This is a genomic window from Kitasatospora sp. NPDC024654 (genome assembly GCF_055559155.1).
In genome coordinates this window covers 1-23,322 of the sequence record NZ_JBVHLF010000080.1, presented here as the reverse complement: position 1 = coordinate 23,322, position 23,322 = coordinate 1, and the positions used below count along the sequence as shown (strand labels likewise).

Below are 23,322 nucleotides of genomic sequence, written 5' to 3'. Positions count from 1 at the left end.
GGGCTCCTCAGGCGCCGAAGCGGCGCAGGCGCAGGCTGTTGGTGACCACGAAGACCGAGGAGAAGGCCATCGTGGCGCCCGCCACCATCGGGTTGAGCAGCCCGGAGGCCGCCAGCGGGATCGCCGCGACGTTGTACGCGAAGGCCCAGAACAGGTTGCCCCTGATGGTGGCCAGGGTCCGCCGGGAGAGCCGGATCGCCTCGACCGCCGAGCGCAGGTCGCCGCGGACCAGGGTCAGGTCGCCGGCCTCGATCGCCGCGTCGGTGCCGGTGCCCATCGCGAGGCCCAGGTCGGCCTGGGCCAGCGCGGCCGCGTCGTTCACCCCGTCGCCGACCATCGCCACCGTGCGGCCCTCGGCCTGCAACCGCCGGACGGTGGCCACCTTCTGCTCGGGCAGCACCTCGGCGATCACGTCCGCCGGCGCGATGCCGACCTCGGCCGCCACGCTCTCGGCGGCCGCCCGGTTGTCGCCGGTCAGCAGCACCGGGTGCAGGCCGAGCGCGCGCAGCTCGTGGACCGCCTCGGCGCTGCCGGGCTTGACGGTGTCGGCGACCACCAGGATCGCCCGGGCCGTGCCGTCCCAGCCGACCGCGACGGCGGTCCGGCCGGCCGCCTCGGCCGCCGCCCTGACCGCGGCCAGGCCGCCGGGCAGCGGCTGCGCCGAGTCCGCCAGCAGCCCGGCCCGGCCGACCAGCACCTCGTGGCCGTCCACCAGGCCGCGCACCCCGCGTCCGGGGAGGCTCTCGAAGCCCTCGACGCCGGGCAGGGCGCCGACCAGCTCGGCGGCGGCGGCGATGGCGGTGCCGATCGGGTGCTCGGAGGCGTGCTCCAGCGCGCCGGCCAGCCGCAGCGCCTGCTCCTCGGTGACGCCCTCGGCGGTGTGCACGGCGGTCAGCGCCATCCGGCCGGTGGTCACCGTGCCGGTCTTGTCCAGCACGACGGTGTCCACCCGCCGGGTGCTCTCCAGCACCTCGGGGCCCTTGATCAGGATGCCCAGCTGGGCGCCACGACCGGTGCCGACCATCAGCGCGGTCGGGGTGGCCAGGCCGAGCGCGCACGGGCAGGCGATGATCAGCACCGCGACGGCGGCGGTGAACGCCTCGGTCGCGCTGCCGGAGAAGCACAGCCAGCCGACCAGGGTGCCCAGCGCGATCAGGATCACCACCGGGACGAAGACCGCGGAGATCCGGTCGGCCAGCCGTTGCGCCGCCGCCTTGCCGTTCTGCGCCTCCTCGACCAGCCTGGCGATCCGGGCCAGTTGGGTGTCCGCGCCGACCCGGCTCGCCTCGACCACCAGCCGGCCGCCGGCGTTGACGGTGGCGCCGGTCACCTGGTCGCCGACCGTGACCTCCACCGGGACCGCCTCGCCGGTCAGCATCGAGGCGTCCACCGCCGAGGCGCCCTCGACCACCACGCCGTCGGTGGCGATCTTCTCGCCGGGACGGACCACGAAGCGGGCGCCGACGGTCAGTTCGGCGACCGGGAGCCGGACCTCGCGGCCGTCCCGCAGCACCGCGACCTCCTTGGCGCCCAGGTCGAGCAGGGCGCGCAGGGCGGCGCCGGCCCGCCGCTTGGAGCGGGCCTCCAGCCAGCGGCCGAGCAGGATCAGGGTGGTGACCCCGGCGGCGGTCTCCAGGTAGAGCGCGGAGGCGGCGTCGCCGCGGCCGACCGTGAGCGAGAACGCGTGCCGCATGCCCGGCCGGCCGGCGTCGCCGAGGAAGAGCGCCCAGAGTGACCAGCCGAAGGCGGCCAGCGTGCCGAGCGAGACCAGGGTGTCCATGGTGGCGGCGCGGTGACGCAGGTTGGTCCAGGCGGCCCGGTGGAACGGCAGGCCGCCGTGCACCACGACCGGCCCGGTCAGCGCGAAGGCCAGCCACTGCCAGTCGGTGAACTGCAGCGCGGGCACCATCGAGAGGAGCACCACGGGCACCGTGAGCGCGGCACTGACCAGGAGTCGTGAGCGCAGCGCGGCGTCGGGTTCGGTGGCCGGCTCGGGCACCGGCTCGGCGGGCGGCGGGGGCAGCTCGGCGGAGTAGCCGAGGCGTTCCACGGTGGCGATCAGGTCGGTGGCCGAGAGGTCCGGGCCGTGGTCGATCCGGGCCTTGCCGGTGGCGAAGTTCACGCTGGCCGTGACGCCGTCCAGCCGGTTGAGCTTCTTCTCGATCCGGGCCGCGCAGGAGGCGCAGGTCATGCCGCCGATCGAGAGTTCCACCCGGTCCTGGAGAGTCGGGCCCGCTATGCCTGGGGTGACGGTGCTCATCAGTTGCGCTCCTTGGTCACAGGGGTCGGGGGCGGGTCGGGCGACCCGCCCCCGCGCCGGGCTCAGGCCGCCCGGCCCACCAGCTCGTAGCCGGCCTCGTCGACGGCCGCGCGGACGGCGTCGTCGTCGAGCGGGCGCTCGGAGGAGACGGTGACCGTGCCGGCCTTGGCGTCCGCGGCGACCTGGAGGACCCCGCTGAGCTCGGAGATCTCGGCGCTCACCGACTTCTCGCAGTGGCCGCAGCTCATGCCGGTGACGGTGTAGACGGTGGTGCTGGACATCGGGCCTCCGAAGGTGAGTGGCGCCGAACGGCGGCGCCTGCGCGGTCGACAACACAATACCCCCTAGGGGTATTCCACAAGGGTGCTGGTTTCCGGAATCGGGACGTGGTTCTGGTCACCAGCCGCTAGCAGACAGTAGTCTCATCTGTATCGTGCGTCAGGCCTGGCGCTCCCGTGCTGCCCGGAACGGGCCAATGATCGCGGAGCGTGATCGGAAACCTCGGATCCGGTGCACGGGCAACCAGGCGGCTTGTCCGTAATGTTCGCCTCGTGTCCCGTCTGCACCGCATCGTCGACGCCCTCGCGCCCGCCCCGACCGGACTGCCCCGCGGACGCCGGCGCCGCGCGCTGCGCGTCGTCGACCTGCGGGACATCTCCTGGCGGCGGGCGGCGCCGGCGCTGCTGGCGACCGTCGGGGTGGTGATCGCCGACCTGTCCACCGGCCACGACCGCTACCTGGCGCCGCTGATGACGGTGGTCCCGCCGGTCGCGGCGCTCACCCTGTCGGCGGCCGGGGTGCTGGCGGTCTGCGCGGTCGGCCTGGCGGCGCTGATCGGGCTCAACCGCCACGACAACGTCACCGCCGTGCACGACGAGCGCTTCCTCTTCGGCTCGGTGATCACCTACGCCGTGTTGACGCTGTTCAGCGCCGTCGTCGCGGAGATCCGGATGCGTCGGGCGGCGGCCTTCGCCGCGGTGAGCTCGGTTGGCGGAGGCGGCCCAGCCGGCGCTGCTGCGTCAGCCGGGCCCGGCGGTCGGCCCGCTGCGGCTCGCGGTGCGCTACGCCTCCGCCGCGGACGAGGCGCGGATCGGCGGCGACCTGTACGCGGCGCTGGACACCCCGCACGGCACCCGGGTGCTGGTCGGCGACGTCCGCGGCAAGGGGCTGGAGGCGGTGCAGACGGCGGCCGTGGTGCTCGGGGCGTTCACCACCGCGCTGTTCGCCGAGTTCCGGGCGCCCGAGGCGGTGCGACTGTTGCACTACGGGCACGTGCCGCCGCTGCGGGTGGCGGCGGACGGCACCGTCACCGTGCTGGTCGCGCCCGACCCCTGGGTGCCGCTCGGGCTGGGCCGGCGGGCGGCGGGGGAGCCGCGGAGCTGGGACCTGCCGTTCGGCGCCAGTGACGTGATGGTGCTCTGCACCGACGGGCTGGTCGAGGCGCGGCACCGGTCGACCGGTCGGTTCTACCCGCTGGAGCGGCGGATCGGGCCGCTGGTGGCGGGAGCCGGCGGGTCGGCCGCCGAGCTGGAGGCGGCGGTCGCCCGGGTCTACGCCGACCTGCTCGCGCACACCGGCGGGGAGCTGAAGGACGACGCGCTGCTGCTGCTGGTCAGCCGAGCGGACTGAGCGGGCCGGGCCTCAGCGGGCGACCTCGGCCAGCGCGCGGAAGATCAGCGCCGTGGAGGTGGCGCCCGGGTCCTGGTGGCCGACGCTGCGCGGGCCGAGGTAGGAGGCGCGGCCCTTGCGGGCCTGCATCGGGATGGTGGCGCGGGCTCCCCGCTCGGCCGCCTCGGCGGCCAGCGCGGCGGCCTCGCGGAGCGTGAAGCCGTCCTCGGCGGCCCGTTCCAGGGCGGCCACCGCGGGTTCGAAGGCGTCCACCATGGTCTTGTCACCGGGGGCGGCACCGCCGAGCTGGCAGAGCTTGGTCAGGCCGGCCCGCAGCGCGCCGGCCAGCCCGTCCAGGTCGGCCGAGGGCACCGGGAGCGCGGCGCCGACGGCGCGCAGTGCGCTGCCGTAGAGCGGGCCGGAGGCGCCGCCGACCTTGGAGAGCAGGGTGGTCCCGGCGGCGCTGAGCACGGCGCCGGCGCTCTGGCCTTCCGGCAGCTTGTCGAGCGCCTCGGTCACGGCGGCGAAGCCGCGGCGCAGGTTGGTGCCGTGGTCGCCGTCGCCGATCGCGGCGTCCAGCTCGCTCAGCTGCTCGTGCTGCCGTTCGACCGCCGCGGCGGCGGCGCGCAGCCAGGCGAGTGCGGTGGCGGTGTCCATCGGGGACCTCCTCGGAGCCGGTGCGGTCAGGGCCGGTGCAGGGCCGGGGTGCTGACCGGCGCGTCCCACAGCTCCAGCAGCTCGGGATCGGCCTTGGTGACGGTGAGCGAGAAGCCGGCCATGTCCAGGCTGGTGACGAAGTTGCCGACCAGGTTGCGGACGATCCGGATGCCGCGTTCGGCGAGCCGGGCGGCCACCTCGCCGTAGACCACGTACAGCTCGATCAGCGGGGTCGCGCCCATGCCGTTGACCAGCACGATGGCCTGGTCGCCGGTGGTCAGGGGGTGGTCGGCGAGCACGGTGTCCACCACCTCGGCGACCAGCTCGTGGACCGGGCGGATCGGCTCGCGGCGGCGACCCGGCTCGCCGTGGATGCCCACCCCGACCTCGATCATGTCCGCTGGCAGGTCGAAGCCGGGCTTGCCGGCCGCCGGGACGGTCGCCGCGCCGAGCGCGACGGCGAAGGAGCGCGAGGCGGCGTTGGCCCGCTCACCGATCGAGGCCACCTCGGCAGCGCTCGCGCCGCGCTCGGCCAGCGCGCCGGTGACCTTCTCCACCACCACCGTCGCCCCGGTGCCACGGCGGCCCGCGGTGTAGGTGGAGTCCTCGACCGCGACGTCGTCGTTGACCAGCACGGTGCGGACCTCGATGCCCTGTTCGGCGGCCAGCTCGCCGGCGATCTCGAAGTTCAGCACGTCGCCGGTGTAGTTCTTCACCACGAAGACCACGCCGGCGCCGCCGTGGGCGGCCCGCGCGGCGGCCAGCAGCTGGTCCGGCACGGGGGAGGTGAAGACCTCGCCGGGGCAGGCCGCGGACAGCATCCCGGGACCGACGAAGCCCACGTGCAGCGGCTCGTGCCCGGAACCGCCACCGGAGATCACCGCGACCTTGCCCGGCTGCGGCCCGCCGGCCCGCAGCACCACCCGGGCCTCCAGATCGACCGCCAACTCGGGGTGGGCGGCGGCGAGTCCGGTCAGGGCGTCGACGAGCACGGTGTCCGGGCTGTTGATGAGCTTCTTCACGCTGCGTCTCCGGTGGGGCGGGCGGACGGGCCTGCCCAGACGCTAACCCACCGGGCTGGCTTTCCGGACGCGTTCACCGGCACGTGGCGTGGCGGGCGGCCCCGACCTGGGCGCCCTAGACTCACTGAACATGACAGCACCGGTGGGAATCGTCCTGGTCTCGCACAGCCCGTTGCTCGCTTCCGGACTGCGCGAGCTGACCGGCCAACTCGGCGGCGGCGGGGTGCCGGTGGCGGTCGCGGCAGGGGACGTCGGGGGTGGGATCGGGACCAGCGCCGAGCTGGTCGCGGCCGCGCTGGAGCAGGTGGACCGGGGGGCCGGGGTGCTGGTGCTCGCCGACCTGGGCAGCGCGGTGCTGACCGCCCGGGCCGTGTTGGCCGACCTCGACCGGCCCGAACTGCTGTTGGCGGACGCGCCGTTCGTGGAGGGTGCGGTGGCCGCGGTGGTCACCGCCTCGACCGGGGCCGAGCTGGCGGAGGTCGCCCGGCAGGCCGAGGAGGCCTGGCAGGCCCGAAAGTTGTGACGCGCGGCCGACAACCCAGCGGTGCGTCAGGTCACTTGGCGTCGGCGTAGCACTCCACCACGGCGGTGCTCAGCGGGAACCGCACCGGGGAGTCGCCGAAGACCAGCCGGCCGGCCTCCACGGCGGACTCGGCGACCGCGCCCGCCACCTCCTCCGCCAGAGCGGCCGGGGTGTGCACCACGACCTCGTCGTGTTGGAAGAAGACCAGGTGTGGCCGGCCGGCGGGGGTGCCGTCCAGTGCGAGCAGCCGCCGGCGCAGCGCGGCGAGCAGCGCCAGCGCCCAGTCGGCCGCGCTGGCCTGGATCACGAAGTTGCGGGTGAACCGGCCGCGGGCGCGGGCCGAGCGACCGGCCGGGTCGGTGCCCTCGGCCCCCGGCCCGGCCGCCTCGGTCAGGTCCAGCCAGGCCGCGGACGGCGGTGGGCAGCTGCGGCCGAGCCGGGAGCGGACGATCCCGCCCTCCTCCCCGGTCCGGGCGGCCGCCTCGACGTACCCCATGGCCTGCGGATAGCGGCGGCGCAGGGTGGCCAGCAGGATGCCGATGTCGCCGCTGGTCTGCCCGTACATCGCGCCGAGCAGCCCGAGCTTGGCCTTCTCCCGGTCGCCCTGGAAGGCGGTGGCGGCCAGCGCCTGGTAGAGGTCGCCGCCGGCCGCCGTGCGGGCCAGCCCCACGTCGCCGGAGAGCGCGGCGAGCACCCGCGGCTCCAGCTGGGCGGCGTCGGCCACCACCAGCCGCCAGCCCGGATCGGCGACCACCGCGCCACGCAGGATCCGTGGGATCTGCAGCGCTCCGCCGCCCCGGCTGGCCCAGCGGCCGGAGACCACGCCGCCGACCACGTACTCAGGCCGGAACCGGCCGCCGTGGACCCAGGCCTCCTGCCAGGCCCAGCCGTGCGCGGCGTGGATCCGGGCCAGCTCCTTGTAGCGGATCACCAGCTCGGCGGCCGGATGGTCGACCTGGCGCAGCTCCCAGGAGCGGGTGGAGGTCAGCGGGATGCCCCGCTCGGCGAAGGCGCGCAGCACCTGGGTGTGCGAGTCGGGGTTGAACGGCCGCCCGCCGAGCGCCTGTTGGAGCTGATCGGCGAGCGCGGCGAGCCGGGTGGGCCGGGCACCGGGGACGCTCGGCCGGGGGCCGAGCAACTCGGCGAGCAGCGCGTCGTGCACCTCGGTGCGCCAGGGCAGGCCGTCGTGCGCCATCTCGGCGGCGGCCAGCGCGCCGGCCGACTCGGCGGCGGCCAGCAGCCGGAAGCGGGACCGCTCGGCCTCGCCCTCGATCGCCCGCAGCCGGCGCTGCTGGTCGGCGTGGACGGCCAGCACGGCGGTCAGCGGGTCGGTGCCGGGCGGCAGCTGCAGCCGGTCAGGGGCGAACAGGGTGTCCTGGTCGTCGGCGGGGCCGGCCTCGGGCAGGTCGTCCGGCACCGGCAGGCCCCGCAGCCGGGCCCAGGCGGCCCCGAGCGAGCGGGGCTGCCCGAAGCGGTCCTCGTGGCCCAGCAGCAGGCCCTCGACCAGCCGCAGGTCGTGGCAGCGGCCGAGCCGGTGCGGCAGCCGGGGCAGCAACGGGACGTACCCGGAGTCGGCGGTGGCCCAGACCCAGCGCGGGTGTTCGGCGGCCTCCAGCTCGGCGACCGCGGCGGCCAGGTCGGTGACGGTGCGCGGGCCGCCGAGCGGGGCGCCGTCCTCGGTGAGACGGTGCAGTCGGCCGCCGGGGCCGTGCGGGTCCGCGACGAGGGCGATCCGGGGTGCCATGGCGGCCTCCTCTCGGGGCAGGTGAGATCGGATGTCAGTGCGACCGTAGCGGGTCGGACCGACAGCGCGCGTCCGGCGCGTCGGGGCACGCTCCCCGCGCCCTTGCGGCCCGGCGGGCGGCGCGTAGGGTCAGCGGAATGACGCAGAACCCGTTTCTGACCCCCAGCCCGCTGCCCTACCAGCTGCCGCCCTTCGCGGAGATCCGCGAGGAGCACTACCGTCCGGCGCTGGAACGGGGCATGGCCGAGCAGCTGGCGGAGATCGCGGCGATCACCGGTGGCGGTGCCCCGCCGACGTTCGAGAACACCCTGGTCGCGCTGGAGCGCACCGGCAGCCTGCTGGAGCGGGTGCTGGTGGTGTTCGACAACCAGAGTTCGGCCTACACCAACCCGGTGGTGCAGGAGCTGGAGGCCGAGTTCCGGCCGCGGCTGGCCGCGCACAGCGACGCGATCCACCTGGACGCCGCGCTCTTCGCCCGGATCGAGGCGGTCCACGCCCGGCGCGACGAGCTGGACCTGGACCCGGAGTCGCGCCGGTTGCTGGAGCGCCGCCACGACCAGTTCGTCCGGGCCGGCGCCCGGCTGTCCGCCGCCGACCAGCAGCGGCTGCGCGAGCTGAACACCGAGATCGCCACGGTCTCCAGCCTCTTCGAGCGGAACATCTTCGAGGCCAACCAGGCCGGCGCCGTGGTGCTCGAGCGGGCCGAGCAGCTGGCCGGGCTGTCGCCCGACGCGATCGCCGCCGCGGCCGAGAACGGTCGGGCGCTCGGCCGGGACGGCACGTACGTGCTGAGCCTGAAGAGCTTCTCCAACCAGAGCGAGCTCGCCTGGCTGACCGACCGCGAGGTGCGCCGCCGGCTGCTGACGGCCTCGCTGGACCGGGCCGCCGGGAGCAACGGCCCGCTGGCCGCCCGGCTGGCCGAGCTGCGAGCCGAGCGGGCCGCGCTGTTCGGGTACCCGAGCCACGCCGCCTACGTGGTGGCCGACCAGACCGCCGGCAGCACCGACGCCGTCGAGCAGCTCTTCGCCCGGCTGATCCCGGCCGCGGTGGCCAACGCCGAGCGGGAGGCCGAGCAGCTGGTCCGGGCCGCCGCGGCGGACGGCGTCGAGGACTTCGCGGCACACGACTGGGCCTACTACGCGGAGCAGGTCCGCAAGGCCGAGTACGACCTGGACACCACCGCGCTGCGGCCGTACCACGAGCTGGAACGGGTGCTGCACGACGGCGTGTTCCGCGCCGCCGGCCTGCTCTACGGGCTGACCTTCCGGGAGCGCGCGGACCTGGTCGGCTTCCACCCCGACACCCGGGTCTTCGAGGTCTTCGAGGCGGACGGCCGCCCGCTCGGCCTCTTCCTGGGCGACTTCCACGCCCGGTCGTCCAAGCGCGGCGGGGCCTGGATGGACGAACTGGTCGGCCAGGCCCACCTGTTCGACCGGCGGCCGGTGGTCTTCAACGTCCTCAACATCGCCAAGCCGGCCCCCGGCGAGCCGGTGCTGCTCACCATGGACGAAGTCCGCACGCTCTTCCACGAGTTCGGGCACGCGCTGCACGGCCTCTGCTCGGACGTGCGCTATCCGATGCTGGCCGGCACCCGGGTGCCGCGCGACTTCGTGGAGTTCCCCTCGCAGGTCAACGAGGTGTGGGCGAGCTGGCCGCAGGTGCGGGCCGAGTACGCCAGGCACCACGTGACCGGGGAGCCGCTGCCGGCCGAGCTGGTCGGGCGGCTGGAGGCGGCGGAGCACTTCGGCCAGGGCTTCCGGACCGTGGAGTACCTGGCGGCGGCCGTGCTGGACTGGGCCTGGCACAGCCTGCCGGCCGGCCAACGGGTCGACGACGCCGAGGAGTTCGAGGCCCAGGTGCTGAAGGAGGCCGGTCTCGCGGTGCCCGGTGTGCCGCCGCGCTACCGGACCGGCTACTTCAACCACGTCTTCGTCGGCGGCTACAGCGCGGGCTACTACGCCTACATCTGGTCGGAGGTGCTGGACGCCGACACCGTGGAGTGGTTCCGCGGCAGCGGGCTCGAACTGCGCGAGAGCGGCGAGCTGTTCCGCCGCGAGCTGCTCTCCCGCGGTGGCAGCGTGCCCGCGCTGGACGCGTTCCGCGCGGTGCTCGGCCGCGACCCCGACCCCGCGCCACTGCTGGCGCGGCGCGGGCTGGCCGGCTGAGCGCCGGTGGTGGTGTGCCGGTGCGCCGCGGGAGTGGGTTCACCCGCGGGGCACCGGCCGATCGGGCGGGCGCCGCCGGGCAGGCCCTAGAAGCCGTCGTTGCCGGCGGGCACGATGGAGAACGCGCCGTTCTGCAGCGGGGTCTCGGTGTACTGGCCGCTGTCGATGGCCTGCGGGTTGGAGTCGTCGAAGACCTGGCCGTTCACGGTGAGGTTGGAGAAGTCCAGCTCGTTGAAGGACGGGTAGCTCTGGCTCGGCGACTCGATGACGGCCTCGGCGCTGACGTTCTGGGCGTCCAGGTACTGCTGGGTGTTCTGGGTCCAACCCTGGGTGGTGTCGGTCAGGGTGAGGGTGTAGTTTCCGCTGCCGTCGGTGGTCACGCTGGCGTTGAAGACGTCACCGGCGTTCACCTGGCCGCCCCAGTACACCGGTGCCGCCGGGTACATCTCGTACCAGCCCGAGTAGACCGGGGAGCCGCTGGAGCAGTCCACCTGGACGCCGGTCTGCTCGACGGTCTGCGAGCCGTAGCCGTCGATGCCGATCCACGGCGCGAACAGGTCGTTGCTGGTGTTGCACTGGACCTGCGGCATGGTCCAGGAGCCCGATATGGACTGGAAGTTGCTGCCCTGGGCGATGTAGCCGCCCCAGTTGCTGCCGCCGTCGAAACGGTGGTGCGACGGGTTGCCGTACCGGAAGTGGCCAGCCGCGGCGTGGGTGGCATTGGGGGTGGCGGCGCTCGCGGGGGCGGCGAGGGCGAAGCCGGAGACGGTGAGCAGCGCGGCGAGTGCGGCCGGGCCGGCCTTGGCGCGAAACGTGGACATGGGGGACTCCTTGGGGCGGGCGCGGCTTGGGGGCGCACCCGATGGGGGAGCGCGCCGCCGGGTGGGGCCGACGGCGCGCGGGAGTGATGCGGCTCAGCGTGCGGTCGGCGGCCGACCCGCAGGAAGGTGGGGGAACGGGCCGGAACGCGACATGGCGGAAACATGTCATTTCGTCAATCCCTTGATTTCCGCCCGACGGTGCACCACAGTCGGGCGGAACGACGCTGGACAGGGGAGGTGCGGTGTGCCCGAACAGCGGACCGGGCGGTTCGGCGGACTGGGCCTGACCGCCGACCAGGAACTGCTTTACCTCCATCTGCTGAGCGCGCCGAGCGGCACCGCGCAGCAGCTGGGCGCGGCGCTCGGGGTCGGCACCGACCGCGCGGTCACCGCGCTGGAGGGGCTGGCCGACTGCGGGCTGCTCGAACGGCCGGGCACGGCCGGCCCGGTGTGGAGCGTCGCGGCCCCCGACGTCGCGCTGGAGGAGCTGCTGCTGCGGCGCGAGGTCGAACTGCGCCGCACCCGTGGCCGGATCAACGAGCTGATGCGCAACTACCGCAGCTCCCGGCCGGCCTCCTCGGCGGGCGAGCTGGTCGAGGTGATCACCGGCCGGGACTCCGTCGCCGAACTCTGGCGGACCCTCCAGCTCGGCGTCCGGACCCAGCTGCGGATACTCGACAAGCCGCCGTACATCCGGCGCTCGGACCCGGAGTTGGAGCTCGGCGCGCTGGCCCGCGGGGTGCAGATACGGGCGGTCTACGAGAGCCGGGTGTTGCGCGAACCCGAGCGGATGACCGAGATCCGGACCTTCACCGAGGCCGGCGAGCAGGCCCGGGTGCTGCCCGAACTGCCGCTCAAGCTGGCGGTGGTGGACGACCGGTGGGCGCTGCTGCCGGTCAGCGCCGGCACCGAGCTGCAGAGCGTGTTGCTGGTCCGGCCGTCCTCGCTGCTGGCGGCGCTGACCGGGCTGTTCGAGCTTTACTGGTCACGGGCGATGCGGTTGCCCGCGCCCGACTCGGCGCAGCCCCCGCAGGACCGGCACGGCCAGCTGCTGGCACTGCTGGCCGCCGGGCTGACCGACGAGAGCATCGCCCGGCAGCTGGGAGTCTCCACCCGGACCGTGCAGCGCTGGGTGCGGGAGCTGATGGACCGCTTCGGCGCGCGGACCCGGTTCCAGGCCGGCATCCAGGCGGCCCGGGCGGACCTGCTCTGACCGGCCGGCGACGGTCAGCCGGTGACGGTCAGGACGGCGGTGGTGCCCGGGCGGGCGAACGGCAGCAGCACCCGGGCCCGGCCCGGGCGGCCGGCGGTGACGACGGCCGGCCCCGCGCCGCGCACGGTGATCCGGGCACCGGGTGGGACGGCCAGCTCGGTCCAACCGCCCGGTCCGGTGCTGAACTCCAGGGTGTAGCGGGCGCCGTCCCAGGACTCGCGGCGCGGCAGCCCGGCCACCGCGGGGGCGTACGGCGCGAACACCGGGCCGTCCCCGGGCGCGGGCCGGCCGTCCGGGCCGAGCGCGCAGTAGCCGCCGGTGCCCCGGCACCAGTACCAGAGCGCCCAGCCGGTCGCGAAGCCCGCCAGCGCGGCGACCTGCCGGCGGACCAGCTCGGCGTTGCCCGGGGTCGCGGCCTGCGGCGGACCCCACTCGCCGACCAGCACCGGCAGCCGGTGGGCCCGCGGGTAGCCGGTGATGGCCGCGGTGTAGGCCTGGATGAAGCCGTCGGCGGGGTTCCAGTCGGTGCCGCCCTCGACCGCGGTGTCGTAGAAGTGCGGGGCGTAGCCGATCCGGGCCGCGCCGGGCCGCGGGTCGGTGAAGCCGGGCAGCTGGGTCGGTACCCCCTCGCCGACCAGCACGGTGGGCTCGACGAAGAGCCAAGCACGGTCGTCCACCGCGCGGATGGCGCCGATCAGCCGCCGGTACATGGCCGCCAGCCGGCCCTGCTCCAGCGCCGCCGCGGAGGCCACCTGGACCGCCGGGTCGGTCGGGTCGCCGTCGAACGGTCCGGACGGCTCGTTGAACAGGTCGTAGCCCAACAGCGAGGCGTGACCGCGTAGTTCGCCGGCAACATGGGTGTAGAAGTCCTGCTGCCAGCGGCGCAGGTCGGGGTCGTCGTACAGGTGCCGGAAGGCGGCCTGCACGGACGGCTCGAAGTAGCCGGCGAACCAGTCGCCGGGAACCGGGGTGAACGGCAGCCCGTCGTCCCGGGTCGCCCAGGGCGGGATGCCGTCCTGACCGCCGCCGAACTCCGGTCCGTAGACGTCCTGGTGGAAGTCGATCAGGGCGAGCAGGCCGTCCTGGTCGGCCCAGTCGAGGAGTTGCCGCAGCTTGCCGAACTCGGCCTGGTCGTAGCGGCCTTGAGCCGGTTCGAGGCGGTCCCAGGAGATCGCCACCCGGATCAGGTTGAAGCCGTGGTCGGCGATCGCGCGCAGGTCGGCCCGGGTGGTCTCGTCGTACTTGTCCAGGTCGAAGCCGCGCAGCAGCTCGGTCCGGCCGGCGGAGTCGGTGAACAGCGTCCGGCCGTCCGGCGTGGTGGTGCCCCCGGTCGGGAAGTCGGGCTGCGCAAGGGCGAGTCGGGTGGCCGGGACGGCGGGTGCCGGCGCCGGCGCGGCGGCGACACAGAGCGCGGCGGCGAGCGCCAGCGACACGGCGGCAGCGGTACGGCGGACGCGCACGGACACCTCGCACGGGCACGGCGGAGCCGGGCCAGGCGCCCGGCGGTGGGTGGCGCGGGCCGATCCTGCCGGATGGCGCGATGGCGCACAAGGGCGCGGGCGCAAGGGAGTTGGGGCCCGCCTCAGGCTCGGTCCGCCGAGGGCAGCGGCGCCGGAGCCAGTGGTGCGACGGCCAGCGGTGGCACGGGCAGCGGTGCGGCGGCCGCCAGTCGGCCCCAGAGCAGGTCGGCCAGTGCCTGCACCATCCGGGCCCGCGGGCAGGGCCGCTGCTCCAGCCACCAGTCCCCGGCCGCCAGTACCATGCCGGTGATCGCCCGCCCCCAGGCCTCGGCGAGCAGTGGTCCGTCCGGTCCGAGATCGACCTGGGCGGTCACCGCGCGGGTGATCTCCTCGGCGATCTGCCGCAGTGCGGGCGCCAGTGCGTTGCCCACCTCCTGGGGATCGCCCGCCTCCGGGTGGGTGAGCAGCCGGTAGACCTGCGGGCGGGCCTCGATGCCGGCCAGGTAGGTGTCCAGCACGTGCTCCACCCGCTCGCGCCGCTCCAGCGGCTCGGCGAGCGCGGCCCGCACGGCGGCCAGCAGTCCGGCGGTGTGGCGCTCGGTCAGCGCCTGGAACAGGCCGCCGCGGTCGCCGAAGTGCCGGTAGAGGATCGGCTTGGTGATACCGGCCTCGGCGGCGATCGCGTTCATGCTCGCGCCCGGTCCGTCCCGCCGGACCACCCGGTCGGCGGCGTTGAGCAGCTGCTCCCTGCGCGGTTCCTCCAGGGCTGCCACCGGCCCCTCCGTCTCCTCCTGCGCCTTGCCGTGCGCTCGTTGACATCCGTTACCTATCAGTAGCAGACTCCCTCGATGTTACCCCCGGTAACACCCGGGCGGCGTGGCCTGGCCCCGCCCGGCCGTCACCCCTGGAGGAGAACCATGAGTCCCTTCTCGATGGAGCTCGGCGAGGACCAACTCGCCGTGCGGGACTGGCTGCACGGCTTCGCGGCCGACGTGATGCGCCCGGCCGCCGCGGAGTGGGACGAGCGTGAGGAGACCCCCTGGCCGATCATCCAGGAGGCCGCCAAGATCGGCATCTACTCGCTGGACTTCTACGCCCAGCAGTACTTCGACCCCTCCGGCGTCGGCATCCCGGTCGCCATGGAGGAGCTGTTCTGGGGCGACGCCGGCCTCGGCCTCTCCATCGTCGGCACCACGCTGGCCGCCGTCGCGGTGCTGGCCAACGGCACCGACGAGCAGATCGGCACTTGGGCACCGCAGATGTTCGGCACCCCGGACGACGTCAAGGTCGCCGCGTTCTGCTCCTCCGAGCCGGACGCCGGCTCGGACGTCTCGGCGCTGCGCACCCGCGCGGTGTACGACCGGGCGAAGGACGAGTGGGTGCTGAACGGCACCAAGACCTGGGCCACCAACGGCGGGATCGCCGCGGTGCACGTGGTGGTGGCCACCGTGGACCCGGCGCTCGGGGCCCGCGGCCAGGCCTCCTTCGTGGTCCCGCCGGGCACCGCCGGGCTCTCCCAGGGACAGAAGTTCAAGAAGCACGGGATCCGCGCCTCGCACACCGCCGAGGTGGTGCTGGACGACGTCCGGGTGCCCGGGCACTGCCTGCTCGGCGGCAAGGAGAAGCTCGACGAGCGGCTCGCCCGGGCCCGCGAGCGGGCGGCGGGGACGGCGGCCGGCCGTGGCTCGGGCGGGGGTGCTCCGGGCCGGAACGCGGCGATGGCCACCTTCGAGGCCTCCCGGCCGGCCGTCGGCGCGCAGGCGGTCGGGATCGCCCGGGCCGCCTACGAGGTCGCGCTCGACTACGCCCGCACCCGGGTGCAGTTCGGCCGGCCGATCATCGACAACCAGGGCGTCGCCTTCACCCTGGCCGACATGCGGACCCGGATCGACGCCGCCCGGTTGCTGGTCTGGCGGGCCTCCTGGATGGCCGCCAACCAGCAGCCGTTCACCGCGGCCGAGGGATCGATGTCCAAGCTCTACGCGGGCGAGACCGCCAAGTGGGTCACCTCGCAGGCGATGCAGCTGCTCGGTGGCAACGGGTTCACCCGGGAGTACCCGGTGGAGCGGATGCACCGGGACAGCGCGATCTACACCATCTTCGAGGGGACCAGCGAGATCCAGCGGCTGGTCATCGCGCGGACCATCTCGGGGCTGCCGATCCGCTGAGGCGCCGTCATCGGGGCTCAGAACCGCGGCTCGCGGCGCTCCAGGAAGGCGGCCAGTCCCTCCCGGACGTCCGGCGCCTCGCGCGACCGGTGTTCCCAGGGCGCCAGCGCGGCGGCCGGGTCCTCGGCGGCCAGTGCCGCCTTGGCCGCACCGATGGTCTGCGGTGAGCGCCGGGCCAGCAGCCGGGCGAACTCCAGGGCCCGGGCGTCGAGTTCGTCGTCCGGGTGGACCTCGTCCAGCAGGCCGAACAGCTCGGCCCGTCGGGCCGGCACCAACTCGCCCGAGAACAGCAGGTACTTGGCCCGGGCCGGACCGACCAGCCGGGCCAACCGGGCGGTCGGCACGGCCGGGTAGACCACGCCGAGCTTGGCCGGGGTGATCCCCAGCCGGGCGTCCTCGGCGCCGAACCGCAGGTCGCAGGCGGCCGCCAACTGGCAGCCGCCGCCCACGCAGGCGCCGTGCAGCACCGCGAGGGTCGGGTGCGGGAAGCCGGCCAGTGCCTCCTCGGCGGCGACGTTCTGGGCGTGGTAGGCATCGGCGGCGGCCGGGTCGGCGTAGACCGTGGACAGCTCGGCGATGTCGGCGCCGGCGCTGAAGGTACCCGCCGCGCCGGTGAGCAGCAGCGCGCGGACGCCGGGCTGGTCAGCCAGCCGGGCCAGCACGGCGGGCAGCCGGCGCCACATCTCCAACGTGACGGCGTTGCGCCGCTCCGGCCGGTCCAGCAGCAGGACGGCGACCCCGTCGGCGGGGTCCGGGTCGGGGGCGTACAGCCGCAGGCCGGTGGTGCCGGTGGGCAGTTCGGTGCGGTCGGCGAGCAGGATCTGGTCCGTCATGGGCCCACTCTCGCAGGCCGGCCCGGCGCGCTGGACGGCGGCGTCCCGCAGTGGCGGAGCACCGTGGTTGAATGCCCGGGACGCGAGGATCCGGCCGAGGAGTGACATGGCTGACGACCGGCGGGAGCCCCTGCTCCCGCGCGAGCAGTGGCTGGCCTCGCTGCCGCGCTCCTACACCGCCGCCGCGGCACTGCTCACCGACGAGGCCGGCCGGGTGCTGGTGGTGAAGCCCACCTACCGTCCCGGCTGGCAGTTCGCCGGCGGCACGATCGACCCGGGTGAGGACGCCCGGCAGTGCGCCCGGCGCGAACTGCTGGAGGAGACCGGCCTGGACCGCGAGCCGGGCCGGCTGCTGGTGGTCTCCTGGACCCACCCGTCCGAGCGGCTCGACCATCCCGCGGTGCACTTCATCTTCGACGCGGGCACGGTCCCGGCCGGTACCGGGATCACGCTGCAGGCGGCCGAGTTGGCGGAGTACCGCTGGGCCCCGGTCGACGAGGCGCTGGCGCTGCTCGGCGAGCCGCGCGCCGAACGGCTGGCGGCGGCGCTGGCCGCGCGGGTGGACGGCGAGGTGCGGATCGTCGCGGGGACGGTCACCGGCATCTGACGGCCGCCCTGACGGCGGCGCGCCGTGCCGATCGCGCGGACGCCGGTGGCGGGGAACACGGAGTCGGAGGAGGCGTGCGGCCCGGCCGGGTAGGAGCCACTGGTCCGCCTGGCGCCGCTGCCACCACCGAGCCCGTACCTCGCCACTGGCGACGGACGCGAGCCGGCCAGCTCCCGCACGGCCATGCGGTTGGTTCTGGGGCGCCCGGAAAGTCCCGCCGGCCACACCCCGGGCCGGTGCTGCCATCTTGATGCCATCGGCATCGGTACCGGCTTTCGGAAGCTGTGGTCATGCAGGCGCTCCCCACCGGCAGCAGCACCACGCGTCCACCGCGGCAGGCCGGACCCGGCAGGCGACCGGAGCCGGCCCGGGAGGCCCCCGCCGAGCCCGGCGCCGGTGGACCTGGGCGCTGACCGGAGCGCTCTTCCTCGTCTACACGACGCTGTCCGTGCGGATCCACGAGTGGATGCTGTCCAACAGCTACGACCTGGGAGTCTTCGAGCAGGTGATCCGTTCCCGCACGGACGGACACCTGCCGGTCTCGGAGTTGAGGGCGCCCCGCTTCCCCGTGCTGGGGGACCACTTCTCGCCGGTGCCGGCCCTGGTGGCCCCGTTCCACCTGCTCTGGCGCTCGCCGGTGGCCCTGCTCGTGGTGCAGGCGGCGCTGGTCACGGCGAGCACGCCCCCGCTGGTAGTCGGCCCCTGCCGCGGGCGTGGCGGATGTCCAGCGTCCGGTTGTGGCCGAAGTTCACCCGGGGCTCCTCGTGCAGCTCGCCCGGAACACCCGCCAGCGCACGCCGGATCAGCCCTGGGTCCCGTCGCTCGAACCGGTGTCGGAGATCACCCAGGTGTCCACGAGACCGCGCACCGAGGCCAGGCAGCGCTCGACGACCTCCGCCTCGTCCTTGACGATCACGCACAGGCGGACGGTGGGCTTCCGGGAGCCGGAACCGGAAGCACTGGCAAGGGAATTGTTGGATGATGCCACAACGACCTCTCGGGGTAGGGGCTGTGTTCTGACCAGGGAGGTTGGTGACAGGACTCGCGCGGTGGCGATCCCGGGACGAGTGAGGGCCTTCTGGCCCGGTGTGGGTCAGGACATCCGCACCGGCACCCAGCAAGGCCCTCGTGCCGCGTCGCAACGCACCGCCGTCGAGGAATCAGGACGACCTGGCTGATCCGGACCGTGACCCTGCCATCCGGCCGCCGCGTGAACGCGACCGGCTGGTCGTGGGCATGCGTGCGGCGCCACTGCTCCGTCCGGTACGCCCGGACGGCAGGCTTGCCCCGCAGCTCGCTCGAGCCGTCCGGCCGGTCGACGGCGTCGCTGACGCGAGCGAGCAGGCCGTCGACGTCCTGCCCGGTGCAGGCCGGGCAGGCCCCCGACAGCAGTTCTTCCCCGGCACTCACGACGGCCTCCCGGCCCTCGGACCGCCGCCCGGCTCGTCCGCCGCTGCCGTCACAGGCTCAGCAGCAGGTCCCGGACCGCTGCGGGCCGGGACAGGAACGGGTGGTGGCCGGTGTCGAGCTCGACGACGCTGCCGGCCCGGCGGGCGAACTCGCGCTGCAACCGCGGCGGGGTGCCGGCTTCCGCGGTGACGACACCGCCGTAGCTGTGGGCGACCACGACGGTCGGCTCGTCGCCGGCCAGCAGCACCTGCCGCACCGCGGCGACATCCTCGGGCAGCCCCGGACCGCCGACGCCGCCGGGCGGGCCCGCCTCGCCGCAGCTCGGCAGCGCCGGGGCCACGCTCGGCACCCCCCACTCCTGCAGCAGCTCGGCGGTGCGGTGCCACCACCACGACCCGTCCCGCACGCACGCCCCGTGCACAAACACGACTCTCATCGCCACCTCCGACCGCACCGGCATCCCCTGGCACCACCTCCCACACGACTACCCGCCGTGGGAGGCCACCTACGCCTACTTCGCCCGTTGGCGGCGCGACGGCGTGTTGGAGCGGCTCAACGGCCCGTTGCGACGGCTGGTCCGCACCGCCGGAGGCCGCCGACACCGCCCGGACGACAGCCCCCTGTCCGGCGAGCCACTCTGCGGACGGGGGCGTGTGCGACCGGGTGATGACGGTCATCCCAGCCGAGGACGGCACGGCCGCGGCGTCGTCCACGCGGAGTCGCATCCGCCGGATCCTCAGCAACGCGCTCGACTACGCGGTCCGCCGCAAGGTGCTCGCGGCCAACCCGATTCGCAGTGGTGATGCCCTGTCGACGCCACCGGTCAAGACGTCCGGCGGGGTGGACGAGCGATGGCCGCTCAGCTCCTCGGCGACCGCCGGCACCTGAGGGGGCGGGCGGAGACGGAGACGCGACCGGCGCCGTGCTCGCCCTTGCCGAGCGGGATCCCGTGCCAGCACGTCGCGGACGAGGTGAAGCCCGGGGTCCGCTGTGGGGCGGAGGGGGTTGGCGGGCTCGGCGTACCACCGGGCCCGGCGCGCGACTCGGCGGGAGGCCGCGACCAGGGAGGAGGCCGCCTCGCCGATGGGCACCGCGCGTGTGACCTCCGTCACACGAGGCTGGCGGAGTGGCTCAACTCCGGCGTTCCGCCCGCCCGGGCGGCCTCCTGGGCGGGCGGTGGCGGTCCTTCCGCGGGTCCACGCCGGCTGCGGCACGGGACAGGAAGAGGAGTGCCGAAGCCGCGTTCGCCGGGGTTGCGGGGGCTCCGAGGCCCTCGCAACCCGGGCGAACTTCGACGCAGTCAGCCGAAAACCGCCGCCGTCGACCGGAGACGGCCGGCCGGACAGACCTGACGGCGCTCCTGTCAAGTCGGTACTGCGGTGCTGAGGTTACCCGCTCTGACCTGCGAAAACGGCCCGCCGATCCGGGGTGGATCGGCGGGCCGTGCTGGTGCCCCCGGCAGGACTCGAACCTGCGGCCAAGTGCTTAGAAGGCACCTGCTCTATCCGCTGAGCTACGGGGGCGGGGCGGGCGTGCGGCCCGGGTGGCGGGCGGGGCCCGAAGGCTTCCGGTGCCTATTCCCTTGGGTGGGGGTTGATGAAGCCCTCGCCCTGTCGGGGACAGGATAAGGGGGACAGCAGCTTCGGTTGGCTTTCTACTGGTCGGGCGGGTGTGTCGGCCTCGCGAGAGCGGTCTGATAATCGCAGGTGGAGGCTCCCGGTGCAGCGTTGCGGCCTCTCCTGGGGCCGGACGTTGTGCAGTCGTTACGACGCTGTCTCCTCACCCGTTATGGATGCGCTGTGATGGTTGCTGGGTGTGCAGGGAACGTAACGGTTGAGAAGCGGCGGCGGGGCGGGGATTTCGCTTCGTTGGGTTGGATGACGTGCACAGAACGTCCTTGTGGTGGCCTGCGTGGGGCATGGTGACTGGGCTGTGGACCTTGGCTTGTCATGGACGCAGAATGTCGACGTGACTCGGATATGCGATAGTACTTTCAGGAAAAGGCAAAGTTATCCACATACGGGAGTTATCCACAGAAATTCAAAGGCGCTGGAACCGCTTCTCGTGATGGCGGATCCTCGATTCCGGGCCGGTCGAATCCGGTGGTGTGCGAGGAATCGTGGGGTCATGTCATGAACGAGACGCTGGTGACGATGGTCGGAAATGTCGCTTCGACGGTCAGCTATGTGCAGACGGCCGGCGGGGTGCCGATGGCGAACTTCCGGTTGGCCTCTACCGAGCGGCGGTACGACCGGAGTCGTGGCGACTGGGTGGACGGGGAGACGACGTGGGTCTCGGTGGTCGCCTGGCGGTGGTTGGCCGCCAATGTGGTCAGTTCGCTGAACAAGGGTGACCCGGTGGTGGTGAGTGGCCGACTGAGGGTCAGGGAGTGGGAGGACGGCGGGAAGCGGAGGTCGGCCGTCGAGATCGACGCCCGGGTGGTGGGGCACGACCTGGGGCGGGGCACATCGGCGTTCCGCTGGGCGGTGCAGGGGCGGTCGGAGTTGGTGGCGGCGCGGATGGGTGGGCCGGGGGCGGGCCCGGCGGGTCCCGGTGGCGAGGGGCTGCCGCGGGGTGGTCGGGACGCCGGGGGCGAGGGGGAGTTGGTCCAGGGCGGGACCGGGCTGGTGGGGGAGGCGGTGCCGGAGTGGATCGTGGCGGCGGTGCGGGCGCGACGGGCTGCGGAGATGGTGCGGGTGGCGGGAGTTGCGGAGGGAGCCGCGGAGGGGGTCGAGGTGGCGGGCGGGGCTGGCTCGGTGTCCTCCGGGGCCGGGGAGACGGGTGTGGTCGCTGGTGCTGGTGGAGCTGAGCCGAGTGGGGTGGGTGAGTTGGCGGACGGTGCGTCAACCGAGCCAGCCGTGGCGGCGGGTGGTCGGGCGCGAGGGGTGCGGTCCGCGCGGCGGCGGGTTGACGGATCCTCGGGGGCTCGGGCGGGCGGAGGCGGAACGGTCTCTGGTTGAGCAAAATTTGAGCATTGAACGACTCTCAGAGTCACTTCTTGCCCGGGTGGGTGGCAATGCGCCCCAGAGAGTCGACAAAGTGATGAATGCCTGTTGGGAGGTCGGTCTGGGGCGCCCGTCGCGAGCTTGATAACAATTCCGATACGGAACCGCGTTCTGATGGTGTGGAGGTTTGCGGATCTTCCGCAATCAATAGGATGCGTCTGGTTCACACAAGTGCGGTCGCGCCACAGAGAGCGTGACATTGCACGGCGGGCCGTCATGGGCGCGGCCCTGCTCGGAGGGGTCATTCATGTACCACAAGAACGCGCGGGGTATCTCCCGCATAGCTACTGTCATGCTCGCGTCGAGCATGCTGGTCGGCGGCGGGTTCACGCTGGCGGGGGCGGCCTTCGCGGACGGCGGCAACGGCGGTGGCAGCGGTTCGGGTGCGACCGCAACGCTGATGCCGAACCTGCTGGTCGGCGGCCCGGTCACCATCAACGGGGACGACCGGCCCCTGGACGGTGGCCTGATCGGCCTCAAGATGGCCGACGGCACGGTCCTGAAGACCTACTGCATTGACCTCGGCACCGAGACCCAGGATGACGCCAAGTACCAGGAGAGCCCCTGGTCGGCGACCTCTCTCGCGAACAACCCCGACAAGGGCAAGATCAACTGGATCCTGCAGAACTCGTTCCCGCAGGACGACAAGCTCAGCGACCTGGCGGCCAAGGCCGGCGTCAGCAACCTGAACGAGCGGCAGGCGGCGGAGGGCACCCAGGCGGCGATCTGGCACTTCTCCGACCACGTGGACGCCGTGCCGGTCGACGGTGCCGCGCAGAAGCTGACCACCTACCTCATCAACAACGCCGCCGACGTCCAGGAGCCGAGCCCCTCGCTCACCCTGACGCCGTCGTCGGTGTCCGGCAAGAGCGGTGCGCTGCTCGGCCCGATCACCGTCAGCACCACCGGTAGCTCGGTCAGCGCGTCGCTCGACGCCAAGTCCGCCGCGGCCGGCGTCGTCCTGACCGACAAGAGCGGCACCGTCCTCACGGACCAGAGCGGCAAGCTGCTCACCGGTGCCACCAACAACGAGCAGCTCTACGTGAAGGCCCCGGCCGGTGCGGACGCCGGCCAGGCCACCATCACGGCCAACGCCAGCGCCGCCGTCCAGGTCGGCCGGGCCTTCATGGGCTACAGCCCGAACGGCACCCGCAGCCAGACCCTGATCCTGGCCGGCACCACCACCGACACGGTCTCCGCCACCGCCGGTGCCAGCTGGGCACCGTCCGGCCCGATCCCGGCGATCTCCGCCGCGGTGGTCTGCTCGCAGAACGCCGTCGTGGTCACGGCCACCAACAACGGTGACCAGAACTACACCTTCACCCTCTCCGGCACCGGTGGCGGCAAGAGCGTCACGGTGAAGCCCGGCCAGACCCAGAGCATCCCGGTCCCGGTCGCCCAGGGCCAGTCCTACGACATCAAGGTCGCCGGGGTGAACGGCCAGAACCAGGAGTTCAAGGGCATCCTCGACTGCCACGTCGCCGGCACCACCGGCGGTGGCACCGGCGCCTCGGCCAGCCCGAGCACCTCGGCGTCCGCGCCGGGCACCACCCCGAGCACCTCGGCCAGCCCGACCCCGGCCGGTGCCGGCAGCACCGGTGGCACCCTCGCCTTCACCGGTGGCGGCAGCTCGGCCCCGCTGCTCGCCGGTATCGCCGGCGTGCTGGTGGTCGCCGGTGGTGGCGCGGTGTTCGCGATGCGCCGTCGTGGTCGCCACAGCCGGACCGCTGCCTGAGCTTGCGATTTTAGGGCGCAGAGATCGTTTAGGTCTGGGTTCTGCTGTTCTCCGGACATGGGAGCGGCCTTCGGGTGACGCTGGGTTCTCG

General features: G+C 73.8%; 19 protein-coding genes, 1 tRNA gene and 2 pseudogenes. 11 read left to right on the top strand and 11 right to left on the bottom strand.

Features of this window, described 5'->3' with window-relative positions:
* Nucleotides 1–7 precede the first annotated feature (7 nt).
* Together ACZ38L_RS31615 and ACZ38L_RS31610 are read right to left on the bottom strand one after the other, a co-directional pair.
* Nucleotides 8–2,260, bottom strand: coding sequence for a heavy metal translocating P-type ATPase (locus ACZ38L_RS31615; protein WP_465699752.1), 2,253 nt, complete (start codon nucleotides 2,258–2,260; stop codon nucleotides 8–10).
* A 62-nt stretch (nucleotides 2,261–2,322) separates the two neighbouring features.
* Nucleotides 2,323–2,541, bottom strand: coding sequence for a heavy-metal-associated domain-containing protein (locus ACZ38L_RS31610; protein WP_396559926.1), 219 nt, complete (start codon nucleotides 2,539–2,541; stop codon nucleotides 2,323–2,325).
* Between the two features lie 706 nt (nucleotides 2,542–3,247).
* Between ACZ38L_RS31610 and ACZ38L_RS31605 the strand changes: the two genes are divergently transcribed.
* Nucleotides 3,248–3,889 (top strand): PP2C family protein-serine/threonine phosphatase, encoded by a 642-nt coding sequence (locus ACZ38L_RS31605; protein ID WP_465699750.1) that lies wholly within the window; start codon nucleotides 3,248–3,250, stop codon nucleotides 3,887–3,889.
* A gap of 12 nt (nucleotides 3,890–3,901) precedes the next feature.
* Here the strand turns inward: ACZ38L_RS31605 and dhaL are convergent, their stop codons facing one another.
* Together dhaL and dhaK are read right to left on the bottom strand one after the other, a co-directional pair.
* Complete coding sequence (gene dhaL / locus ACZ38L_RS31600; protein WP_465699748.1) at nucleotides 3,902–4,525, bottom strand: dihydroxyacetone kinase subunit DhaL; 624 nt, start codon at nucleotides 4,523–4,525, stop codon at nucleotides 3,902–3,904.
* Nucleotides 4,526–4,551: 26 nt separating this feature from the next.
* The gene (dhaK, locus tag ACZ38L_RS31595; RefSeq protein WP_465699746.1) at nucleotides 4,552–5,547 is read right to left on the bottom strand and encodes a dihydroxyacetone kinase subunit DhaK; all 996 of its coding nucleotides are present in this window, start codon (nucleotides 5,545–5,547) and stop codon (nucleotides 4,552–4,554) included.
* 130 nt (nucleotides 5,548–5,677) lie between these two features.
* Between dhaK and ACZ38L_RS31590 the strand changes: the two genes are divergently transcribed.
* Nucleotides 5,678–6,070 (top strand): PTS-dependent dihydroxyacetone kinase phosphotransferase subunit DhaM, encoded by a 393-nt coding sequence (locus ACZ38L_RS31590; protein ID WP_465699744.1) that lies wholly within the window; start codon nucleotides 5,678–5,680, stop codon nucleotides 6,068–6,070.
* A gap of 31 nt (nucleotides 6,071–6,101) precedes the next feature.
* On the opposite strand, the gene ACZ38L_RS31585 is transcribed toward ACZ38L_RS31590, so the two are convergent.
* Nucleotides 6,102–7,814 (bottom strand): bifunctional 3'-5' exonuclease/DNA polymerase, encoded by a 1,713-nt coding sequence (locus ACZ38L_RS31585; protein WP_465699742.1) that lies wholly within the window; start codon nucleotides 7,812–7,814, stop codon nucleotides 6,102–6,104.
* A gap of 137 nt (nucleotides 7,815–7,951) precedes the next feature.
* Between ACZ38L_RS31585 and ACZ38L_RS31580 the strand changes: the two genes are divergently transcribed.
* A complete protein-coding gene (locus tag ACZ38L_RS31580; RefSeq protein ID WP_465699740.1) occupies nucleotides 7,952–9,979 on the top strand; it encodes a M3 family metallopeptidase in 2,028 nt (675 codons plus the stop codon).
* 86 nt (nucleotides 9,980–10,065) lie between these two features.
* Here ACZ38L_RS31580 and ACZ38L_RS31575 read toward each other — a convergent pair whose 3' ends face one another.
* Nucleotides 10,066–10,800, bottom strand: coding sequence for a G1 family glutamic endopeptidase (locus ACZ38L_RS31575; protein ID WP_465699737.1), 735 nt, complete (start codon nucleotides 10,798–10,800; stop codon nucleotides 10,066–10,068).
* Between the two features lie 244 nt (nucleotides 10,801–11,044).
* Between ACZ38L_RS31575 and ACZ38L_RS31570 the strand changes: the two genes are divergently transcribed.
* Nucleotides 11,045–12,013 (top strand): helix-turn-helix domain-containing protein, encoded by a 969-nt coding sequence (locus ACZ38L_RS31570; protein ID WP_465699735.1) that lies wholly within the window; start codon nucleotides 11,045–11,047, stop codon nucleotides 12,011–12,013.
* Nucleotides 12,014–12,027: 14 nt separating this feature from the next.
* On the opposite strand, the gene ACZ38L_RS31565 is transcribed toward ACZ38L_RS31570, so the two are convergent.
* Both ACZ38L_RS31565 and ACZ38L_RS31560 read right to left on the bottom strand, forming a co-directional pair.
* Complete coding sequence (locus ACZ38L_RS31565) at nucleotides 12,028–13,473, bottom strand: glycoside hydrolase family 5 protein (RefSeq protein ID WP_465699732.1); 1,446 nt, start codon at nucleotides 13,471–13,473, stop codon at nucleotides 12,028–12,030.
* 122 nt (nucleotides 13,474–13,595) lie between these two features.
* Nucleotides 13,596–14,246 (bottom strand): TetR family transcriptional regulator, encoded by a 651-nt coding sequence (locus ACZ38L_RS31560; RefSeq protein ID WP_465699729.1) that lies wholly within the window; start codon nucleotides 14,244–14,246, stop codon nucleotides 13,596–13,598.
* 144 nt (nucleotides 14,247–14,390) lie between these two features.
* Between ACZ38L_RS31560 and ACZ38L_RS31555 the strand changes: the two genes are divergently transcribed.
* Entirely contained in the window at nucleotides 14,391–15,641 is a 1,251-nt protein-coding gene (locus tag ACZ38L_RS31555) for an acyl-CoA dehydrogenase family protein (protein ID WP_465699727.1), read from the top strand.
* Between the two features lie 17 nt (nucleotides 15,642–15,658).
* On the opposite strand, the gene ACZ38L_RS31550 is transcribed toward ACZ38L_RS31555, so the two are convergent.
* Complete coding sequence (locus ACZ38L_RS31550; protein ID WP_465699725.1) at nucleotides 15,659–16,474, bottom strand: enoyl-CoA hydratase/isomerase family protein; 816 nt, start codon at nucleotides 16,472–16,474, stop codon at nucleotides 15,659–15,661.
* 106 nt (nucleotides 16,475–16,580) lie between these two features.
* Between ACZ38L_RS31550 and ACZ38L_RS31545 the strand changes: the two genes are divergently transcribed.
* Nucleotides 16,581–17,081, top strand: coding sequence for an NUDIX domain-containing protein (locus ACZ38L_RS31545; RefSeq protein WP_465699723.1), 501 nt, complete (start codon nucleotides 16,581–16,583; stop codon nucleotides 17,079–17,081).
* Between the two features lie 250 nt (nucleotides 17,082–17,331).
* A pseudogene (locus tag ACZ38L_RS31540) lies at nucleotides 17,332–17,760 on the top strand (DUF2079 domain-containing protein); the annotation flags it as partial.
* Between the two features lie 780 nt (nucleotides 17,761–18,540).
* Here the strand turns inward: ACZ38L_RS31540 and ACZ38L_RS31535 are convergent.
* Entirely contained in the window at nucleotides 18,541–18,927 is a 387-nt protein-coding gene (locus ACZ38L_RS31535; protein ID WP_465699720.1) for an alpha/beta fold hydrolase, read from the bottom strand.
* On the opposite strand from ACZ38L_RS31535, the pseudogene ACZ38L_RS31530 reads away from it, so the two are divergent.
* A pseudogene (locus tag ACZ38L_RS31530) lies at nucleotides 18,866–18,994 on the top strand (hypothetical protein); the annotation flags it as partial. The gene ACZ38L_RS31535 and the pseudogene ACZ38L_RS31530 overlap by 62 nt on opposite strands.
* Nucleotides 18,995–19,157: 163 nt before the next feature.
* Nucleotides 19,158–19,379, top strand: coding sequence for a hypothetical protein (locus ACZ38L_RS31525; protein ID WP_465699764.1), 222 nt, complete (start codon nucleotides 19,158–19,160; stop codon nucleotides 19,377–19,379).
* A 559-nt stretch (nucleotides 19,380–19,938) separates the two neighbouring features.
* Here the strand turns inward: ACZ38L_RS31525 and ACZ38L_RS31520 are convergent.
* Nucleotides 19,939–20,014: transfer RNA gene (locus tag ACZ38L_RS31520), tRNA-Arg, on the bottom strand.
* Nucleotides 20,015–20,623: 609 nt separating this feature from the next.
* Here ACZ38L_RS31520 and ACZ38L_RS31515 point away from each other — a divergent pair.
* On the top strand, nucleotides 20,624–21,451 hold the full coding sequence (locus ACZ38L_RS31515; protein WP_465699717.1) for a single-stranded DNA-binding protein: 828 nt from the start codon (nucleotides 20,624–20,626) through the stop codon (nucleotides 21,449–21,451).
* A 337-nt stretch (nucleotides 21,452–21,788) separates the two neighbouring features.
* On the top strand, nucleotides 21,789–23,231 hold the full coding sequence (locus ACZ38L_RS31510) for a Cys-Gln thioester bond-forming surface protein (protein WP_465699713.1): 1,443 nt from the start codon (nucleotides 21,789–21,791) through the stop codon (nucleotides 23,229–23,231).
* Nucleotides 23,232–23,322 lie beyond the last annotated feature (91 nt).

Bases quoted from the DNA above. Each gene is read 5' to 3' on its own strand.
- ACZ38L_RS31615 (WP_465699752.1), bottom strand. From the start codon at position 2,260: ATGAGCACCGTCACCCCAGGCATAGCGGGCCCGACTCTCCAGGACCGG.
- ACZ38L_RS31610 (WP_396559926.1), bottom strand. From the start codon at position 2,541: ATGTCCAGCACCACCGTCTACACCGTCACCGGCATGAGCTGCGGCCAC.
- dhaL (WP_465699748.1), bottom strand. From the start codon at position 4,525: ATGGACACCGCCACCGCACTCGCCTGGCTGCGCGCCGCCGCCGCGGCG.
- ACZ38L_RS31590 (WP_465699744.1), top strand. From the start codon at position 5,678: ATGACAGCACCGGTGGGAATCGTCCTGGTCTCGCACAGCCCGTTGCTC.
- ACZ38L_RS31585 (WP_465699742.1), bottom strand. From the start codon at position 7,814: ATGGCACCCCGGATCGCCCTCGTCGCGGACCCGCACGGCCCCGGCGGC.
- ACZ38L_RS31580 (WP_465699740.1), top strand. From the start codon at position 7,952: ATGACGCAGAACCCGTTTCTGACCCCCAGCCCGCTGCCCTACCAGCTG.
- ACZ38L_RS31575 (WP_465699737.1), bottom strand. From the start codon at position 10,800: ATGTCCACGTTTCGCGCCAAGGCCGGCCCGGCCGCACTCGCCGCGCTG.
- ACZ38L_RS31555 (WP_465699727.1), top strand. From the start codon at position 14,391: ATGAGTCCCTTCTCGATGGAGCTCGGCGAGGACCAACTCGCCGTGCGG.
- ACZ38L_RS31550 (WP_465699725.1), bottom strand. From the start codon at position 16,474: ATGACGGACCAGATCCTGCTCGCCGACCGCACCGAACTGCCCACCGGC.
- ACZ38L_RS31545 (WP_465699723.1), top strand. From the start codon at position 16,581: ATGGCTGACGACCGGCGGGAGCCCCTGCTCCCGCGCGAGCAGTGGCTG.
- ACZ38L_RS31535 (WP_465699720.1), bottom strand. From the start codon at position 18,927: ATGAGAGTCGTGTTTGTGCACGGGGCGTGCGTGCGGGACGGGTCGTGG.
- ACZ38L_RS31525 (WP_465699764.1), top strand. From the start codon at position 19,158: ATGACGGTCATCCCAGCCGAGGACGGCACGGCCGCGGCGTCGTCCACG.
- ACZ38L_RS31515 (WP_465699717.1), top strand. From the start codon at position 20,624: ATGAACGAGACGCTGGTGACGATGGTCGGAAATGTCGCTTCGACGGTC.
- ACZ38L_RS31510 (WP_465699713.1), top strand. From the start codon at position 21,789: ATGCTCGCGTCGAGCATGCTGGTCGGCGGCGGGTTCACGCTGGCGGGG.